This window comes from Haliscomenobacter sp. (assembly GCF_040403615.1).
GTDB lineage: Bacteria > Bacteroidota > Bacteroidia > Chitinophagales > Saprospiraceae > Haliscomenobacter.
In genome coordinates, this window is record NZ_JBBAKG010000035.1 from 25,534 (window position 1) to 33,318 (window position 7,785).

The following is a 7,785-nucleotide window of genomic DNA, read 5'->3' on the forward strand; positions in this document are numbered from 1 at the left end:
AAAAATTTGCATATCAAAAAAGTTAAACTTACATTTGTTCCAGTTCCCAACACATACATGTAACAATAAATTTAGTTCCGTTTTTTTACTAATCTTCCTTTTCCTACCATAATCGCTGCACACTTCGTTGTCGTAATTCACTTTTCATTTCCACTGAGCCATCGCTCTAGCGGAACAGTTCTGTATTCAATTAAACATACTATATGAGAACTCTACTTACCGTAGCGTTGGCAATGCTTTGTGCATTGGCCAACGCACAGAGTACTATTCGCCCATCCGAAGTAGTAGATCAAAAGCGAAAAGCAAAAGTAAGCTTTGCCCCCACTCAAATATTTGAATTCGCTCCTGAATTGCGGGGAGAGACAGATATAGTCGATGGACAATGGATGTTTTTTAACAAGGCAAGTATAATCCCATTGCAAAGGGAGCGGCCATTGGCCCTCTCTTTGCGCCTGCCTACCTCAAAAAGTACCTTTATTGACCTGGAATTGGTACAAGTCAACCTTTTTAGCCCCGATTTTGGAGTACGGTTCTCTAGTGCACCCAATGTCATGTACGAAGCAAATGGAGGCCTTTTTTACCAGGGTCGTGTAAAAGATCGCCCAGAAACATTGGTCGCCATTAGTATTTTTGACAATGAAGTAATGGGGCTAATCAGCACTCCAGAGGACGGAAACCTGGTTTTGGGCCAATACAAAGGTGCCGACCCACGCTTGCACGTGCTACACAATGCCGATAAACTGCCTGGACTTGGCAGTTTCAACTGCTCCTCCGTTGACAATGAGAGTACTTACCACCCCTCCGAACTAAAACCATCTACAGAATTGCGGGCTGAAACACCATGTGTACGGCTTTACCTGGAAGTTGACAATGATATTTTCGTGGACAAAGGCGGACAGGATGGAGCACTAAACTATGTGACCGGATTATTCAATCAGGTTGCGTTGTTGTACTCCAATGAGAGCATCAAACTTTCCTTGTCTCAGGTATTCATCTGGAATACGGCCAGTCCTTATGCAGGTTCTGACACATATACCCTGCTGACTCAATTTCAGCGGGCGCGTTCTACCTTCAATGGAGATGCCGCAGAGTTGATCACTTATAAAGGCGGAGGCGGCATTGCGGTAGTGGATGGCTTGTGCCGCCCTTACACTTCCTTCAAAATGGGGGTTGCTGGTGTGGGGCGTTCTTATGCCAATATCCCAACCTATTCTTTCAGCATTATGGTAGTGGCGCATGAATTGGGGCATATTCTTGGCTCACAGCATACCCAAGCCTGTGTTTGGAATGGCAACAATACGGCTATTGATGCTTGCCCTGGATACACCGAAGGCAACTGTGCTGCTGCGGAAACTGCTCCCTCGGGTGGCGGAACCATTATGTCTTATTGCCACCTAAATCCGGTAGGGATCAATTTTACCAAAGGTTTTGGGCCACAGCCTGGCAGCTTAATCCGCAATCGCATTGCCTCGGCAACTTGTTTGCAAGTTTGTACCACCAGTGGCGGTGGTGGAAGCGGTGGTGGTGGCGGCGGAAGTGGTGGTGGTGGCGGTGGTGGCAGCGCAGCAACCTGCGGCAATGTCACTTTTCAACTGAGCCTCGATTTATTTGGCAGTGAAACCACCTGGGAAATCCTTAATCCTGCGGGAGTTGCGGTAGAAAAGGGAGGCCCTTATGTAGACAAAACCCTGGGACAAAAAATTGAACGCAAAACCTGCTTGCCCTATGGCTGCTACAAACTAAAAGTATACGATAAGATCGGGGACGGCATTTGTTGCAAATATGGAGACGGCAGCTTTCGCTTGCTGGATGCCAATAATGTCGAAATCGCCAAAGGAGCCATTTTCGGCGCACAATCCATCAGCGACTTTTGTGTGAAAGCACCTGATACCGATCCGCCTCCGGCTACTGCATGTACCAACATCGATTTTAGCCGCTATACTCCTGTATCTTTTGGCGGCTCACAAGACGGGGGTACAGCAACCGTCTCTGATGCAGGAAAAACCCTGGTGATCAAGACCAATGCTTGGAAAGCAGTGACTTTGAACTACACCGTTACCCAAAAGACTTTTTTGGAATTTGAATTCCGCTCTACCCAGGTTGGTGAAATTCATGGAATTGGTTTTGATGATGACGAAAACATCTCCTCTCCTTTTACCTTCCAGCTTTGGGGAACCCAAACCTGGGGAATTCCTGATTACCGCAATTACGAGGGCAACGGGCAATGGAAAAAATACACCATCCCCGTTGGGAAATTTTACACAGGTGCAGTGACTCGCTTGTTTTTTGCAGCCGACAAAGATGCAGCTCCTTTTACCAGCGAATCTCAATTCCGCAATGTGCGTATTTATGAAGAAACCCCCTGTCCTGCATTTAGTGACCCAATTATTGAGTTGCACAATGGCAACACATTGCCTGCTAATACCCCGCCTCAAGTAAAGGTATCCCCCAACCCTACCAATGACATTGCCAGGTTCAGTTTATTCAATTGGCAATTGGGAGAGTACAAGCTCAGCATTTTTGATGCCCTCGGTCATCGGCTATTGAATGATTTCCCATGTGCTGTCAATAATAGTAAAGTATGGGAGTGGCAAATCAATACTTCCAATTGGGCTGCAGGCATGTACTTTTTCATGATTGAAAACGAGACAAGCAAGCAAACTGGTAAAATATTAATTTCAAAAAGCAATTAAACACCCGACATGACACAATACATTACTTATTAGTGTCAAATGATTGTCAAATTTTTACTTATAATCAAAAAAGGACTATATGCTCTTGCGTGTAGTCCTTTTTTGAATGTACATTTGTCATATTAGTTCTTCACTTATATCAACACCATATACACCTGTTTCTCATCCATTGCAGGGTTTGCTATTCAACCTATGCACAAATTGGCCTTGCTTAATGCAATGCGGTGTTCCTTTGTTCCAATAAGATACTGATTTTTTTTAATGAGTGCCAAGAATTTCCCCCTAGTGAATTATCTCATCCATTGAGTTTTGATTGGGATTGATGAGGTAGATTCCCATGAACTTACAACACCTGTTCTACTACTTTATAACACAAAAAACAGCTGTTTGACTAATCCTCATCAGTATGAATAGGAAAGTATTGTTGAACTAATGCCACTATGAAACATGATGAAAACACTTTACACTTTTATTGTGGCATCTGCCATCTGCCTTGTTGGTTATGCCCAAAATGTTTTGCGCCCGGAAGAGCAAATCATTAAACTACAAAAAAGCAAGATTCCTTTTTCACGGTTGGCACTTTTCAAAGCGTTACCCGTATTAAAAGGGAATCCCCTTCCCGATGCTTCTTATCTGACCTTACGTGAAGACGTGGCAAGTAGCCTGATCCGACATGGCCATCAAGCAGTTGAAATTACACTACCACGTACAGATGAATCGATAACCATCGAGCTCTACAACACTGAATTCCTGGATAGAACCACCACGATTACATTGGCTAATGCAGGACACAATCTGACCGAACAAAGCGAAGGCGTACATTATCGCGGAGTAGTGAAAGACAAGCCAGGTTCTCTGGTTTCGCTGAGTATTTACCAAGATGAAGTCTTGGGAGTAATTAGTATTCCAGGAGAAGGCAATTTAACCCTGGCACCTTACCGCGATAAAAAGCAGGTTGGTACTCATGTTTTGTACAATGAGGATCAAATTCCAGCCCACCATGATTTCCAATGCTTCACCCCAGACTCCTACAAAGGGTACAACGCCAACGAATTATCAGATCAACCGGAATTGCGGGGCGTCAACAATTGCATCAATCTATACCTGGAAGTCGACTACGACATTTTTGTAGACAAAGGAGGACTGGATGGCACAACTCGATACATCAAGGCCCTATTTAATGAAGTAGCCACGCTGTATGCCAATGAAAACATCAGATTGAATTTATCCGAACTTTTCGTGTGGAACACGCCTAGCCCTTATACGTCCAATGATGCCTCAGGATTATTGGGGCAATTCAAAAACAAACGCGCTGGAGCTGTAAACGGAGATGCAGGGATGCTGATTTCTTATAAAGGCGGCGGCGGCATTGCGGTTGTGGACGGCCTATGTGAAGTTTTCAACTTAGGATATGCCGGAATCGGGAAAAGTTACAGTTTTGTGCCTGCATATTCTTTCTCGGTAATGGTATTTGCCCATGAATTGGGGCACATTTTGGGGTCTCAGCATACTCATGCCTGCGTATGGAACAACAACAATACCGCCATTGATGGATGCCCGGGATTCGTAGATGGGGGTTGCAGTACTCCTCCCGCTCCCCGCGAAGGGGGAACCATTATGTCTTATTGCCACATCAGTCAGTATGGAATCAACTTTGCGCTTGGGTTTGGTAAGCAGCCAGGAAACCTCATTCGCAATAGGGTTGCTAAAGCCCCTTGTCTATTGGGCTGTAAAGACATCATTGAAATTCCCAAATGTGGGGAAATCAACTTGACTATTGTTTTGGATGCCTACGGCAACGAAACCAGTTGGGAGCTTTTAGATGGCAGTAGTACCATTGTAGATCGGGGTGGACCTTACAGCATTCAGTCCGCTGGATTGAAAATTCAAAAAACCGTTTGTCTACCCGCAGGTTGCTATACCTTCCGAATGCTCGACTCACAAGGTGATGGACTGTGTTGCAAATATGGCAATGGGTCATTTTTACTCAGCGACAACGCTTCAGCCGTCCTAGCACAGGGAAGCCAGTTCAGCAAAGAAGCTTCAACTTCATTTTGTATCAATCAATTTGGGAAAAAGGTCACCACTATTGCACCTCCACCTAATGCTGGCTGTGCAGAGATCAATTTCAATGATTACAATATGCTGTCTTTTGGAGAATCACAAGACCAAGGCATTGGCAGCATTGTAGACAACGGCAAAACCATTGAATTGCGTTACAATGCCTGGAAAGCCATTTCTTTTCCTTACGAGTTGACTGCAAATACTTTTTTGGAATTCGATTTCCGTTCTACCCAAGCAGCCGAGATCAATGGAATCGGTTTTGACGAAGACCTGAGCATTTCGACCACTGCTACTTTTCAATTGTGGGGCTCCCAAGCCTGGGGATACCAGGACTTCAACAACTACGATGGTAACGTTGGCCAGTGGAAGCATTACATTATTCCAGTTGGTCAAAAAATTACAGGCAAAACCCAATACCTGTTCTTTGCCTGCGACAACGATGCTTCGCCCAAAATCGGCAATTCTCAGTTTCGCAACCTTCAGGTTTATGAGACCAAGCCCTGTGCTAAAGTCGAATTATTGCCAGTAGACTCAGAAAAAAAAGGAAACCCTAGCATTGGCGTTTTTCCCAATCCTGCTAATGATCAACTGAGTTTCGATTTGCAAACCTGGCCTTCTGGAAGCTACCAAGTTCAATTGTTTGATCTTCTGGGCCGAACCGTACTAAGCAGTACCATTTCCAAAGTCTCTGGACATCCGTTTTTCAATTGCACAGTGGCCCACTTGCCACCTGGCATGTATGCTTTCCTAATTGGAGATGCAAATTTTGTGGCTAAAGGAAAAATACTGATTGAAAGATAGAAATAATCAAACTGACATTATAATCTCCATTTTTTTAGACATGCTCACAGGCGAAGCTTTGGTTTCGCCTTTTTTTTATCCATCTTTCAAGTTGCTGAATGTAAAACTTGCGTCAAAAAAAAATCTGTATTATTTTAGCCTTGTTTTTATAGCATCACGGGTAACTCCAGCCTGTGACATGCATAAAGGTGGCAATTTCATGCAGATCTGCCATCGATCCCAAAAATTGTACATGTAGTATGACCAAAGTGGTCGTATCTCTTTCTTTTAGGAATTGCCCTGCATATAAGGTATGAATTGTGGCGACTCTAAAGGCTGAATTGGCTTTATAATCTCTTTATAAGGCGTGAATTGTTTTTTAAGGTTACTCATTTGAGGGCTTTGTCTAATTGGCAAAGCCCTACTTCCTAATTATTTTACACTTCGTCAGGAAATTGTCAGTTTATAGCCTGGCTGATGATTCCCTATTTTTGGGGGGTTGTTTTTTTGATTATAGTATCTATCTTTGTTGTACAAAACGGAAAAAGAATAATATTTTTTTTCCTCTTGTACACAATCCAAACTACAAGGACGGAGTTATAAAAATAACTTCCTTCCAAATATTAGCGCTAATTTTAGAATACCATAGACTTACCACGCATAACAATTTGTAATCTCACACAAACAAGACGTTTTCTTTTTTAGCCTTTGCAATTGCTTTGACTTGAGCAATCAATCGGTAATCACTTTGCTATCAACAGGGAATTAACACACTTTGAGAAAACCAGCGGCTTGGTATCTTGCCAGTCGTATTTGTATTGTAGTAACCTTAAAAGTTTTACCAAAACCGATTCACGCCATGAGAACCTTTCTTACGCTGGCGATGGCTATGGCATTGTCCATAGCCCAAGCACAACTGTCTTTGCGTCCTGCCGAACTGGTATCGGTTCAGCGCAGCAATCGAGCTAAGTTTATCAATTATCAACTCTTCGACCGGGCTCCTGAGCTACGTGACGGAGATGCAGTTGACGCCCAGTGGCTGTCCTTGCGGTCTGAAGACCTGCGAGGGCTGCTACGGGATCGCCCCAAATCCATGACTTTACCGTTGCCTGCTGGCAATGCAGGCACCTACGAATTAGAACTCGTTGAGGTGAACCTGTTTGCGAATGATTTCAGCGTCGTGCTGTCCAGTAATCCTAACGTTATGCACGAGGTGAACGAAGGCGTGCACTACCGTGGAGTCATTAAAGGGCAACCTCAATCACTGGTTGCCATCAGTGTTTTCAAAGACGAAATTTCGGGCTTCATCAGTACGCCCGAGCACGGGAATCAAATCTTAGGCCGTTACAAGAGCAGCGATCCACGTTTGCACTTGTTGCATGATGAAGGTCAGATGGCTGATCGTCCGGAATTTCATTGCAACACCGAAGACAGCAACCGGGGTTACAGCGCCGAAGAGTTGCGCGATGCTCCTGAGCTGCGTGCAGCAAGCTGCGTGCGCTTGTACCTCGAAGTGGACAACGACGTATTCGTAGACAAAGGGGGTCAGGATGGCACTGTGCAATACATTACCAGTGTATACAACCAGGTGGCCACATTGTATGCCAACAACAACATTAGTTTGACCCTTTCGCAGGTATTTGTGTGGAACACTACCAGCCCGTATACAGGTACTGATACTTATGGATTTTTGACCCAATTTCAACGTACCCGAACCTCCTTTAATGGCGATGCAGGGATGTTGATTTCCTACAAAGGCAATGGCGGTATTGCCATTGTGGATGGGCTGTGTCGGCCTTATACCTCCTTCAAAATGGGGTATTCAGGCATTGGGAAAACCTTTTCAAATGTACCTACCTTTTCTTTTACGGTAATGGTGGTCGCTCACGAATTGGGCCACATCCTGGGTTCACAGCACACCCATGCCTGTGCCTGGAACGGCAACAGTACGGCATTGGACGCTTGCCCCGGCTTCACAGAAGGCAATTGCGTGGCCAATGAGACCGCTCCCGTAGGTGGAGGTACAGTCATGTCTTATTGTCACCTCAACCGGGTGGGCATCAATTTTACAGCAGGCTTTGGCACGCAACCTGGCAATTTAATCCGCAGCCGAATTGCCGCTGCAACTTGTTTGGTAGCTTGTCCAACCACTGGAACAGGAACTGGTACTGGTACTGGTACTGGTACTGGCAGTGCGGCCACTTGTGGCAAAGTCACGTTTACCCTGACACTTGATCTTTTTGGCAGC

At 44.8% G+C, this 7,785-nt stretch carries 3 protein-coding genes; all 3 read left to right on the forward strand.

Features of this window, described 5'->3' with window-relative positions; translation table 11 throughout:
- Positions 1–203 precede the first annotated feature (203 nt).
- Complete coding sequence (locus ABW391_RS13155; RefSeq protein WP_353482339.1) at positions 204–2,693, forward strand: zinc-dependent metalloprotease; 2,490 nt, start codon at positions 204–206, stop codon at positions 2,691–2,693.
- 447 nt (positions 2,694–3,140) lie between these two features.
- Positions 3,141–5,558 (forward strand): M12 family metallo-peptidase, encoded by a 2,418-nt coding sequence (locus ABW391_RS13160; RefSeq protein WP_353482340.1) that lies wholly within the window; start codon positions 3,141–3,143, stop codon positions 5,556–5,558.
- A gap of 838 nt (positions 5,559–6,396) precedes the next feature.
- Positions 6,397–7,785: M12 family metallo-peptidase (locus ABW391_RS13165; RefSeq protein ID WP_353482341.1), on the forward strand; the 1,389-nt coding region annotated here is incomplete at its 3' end.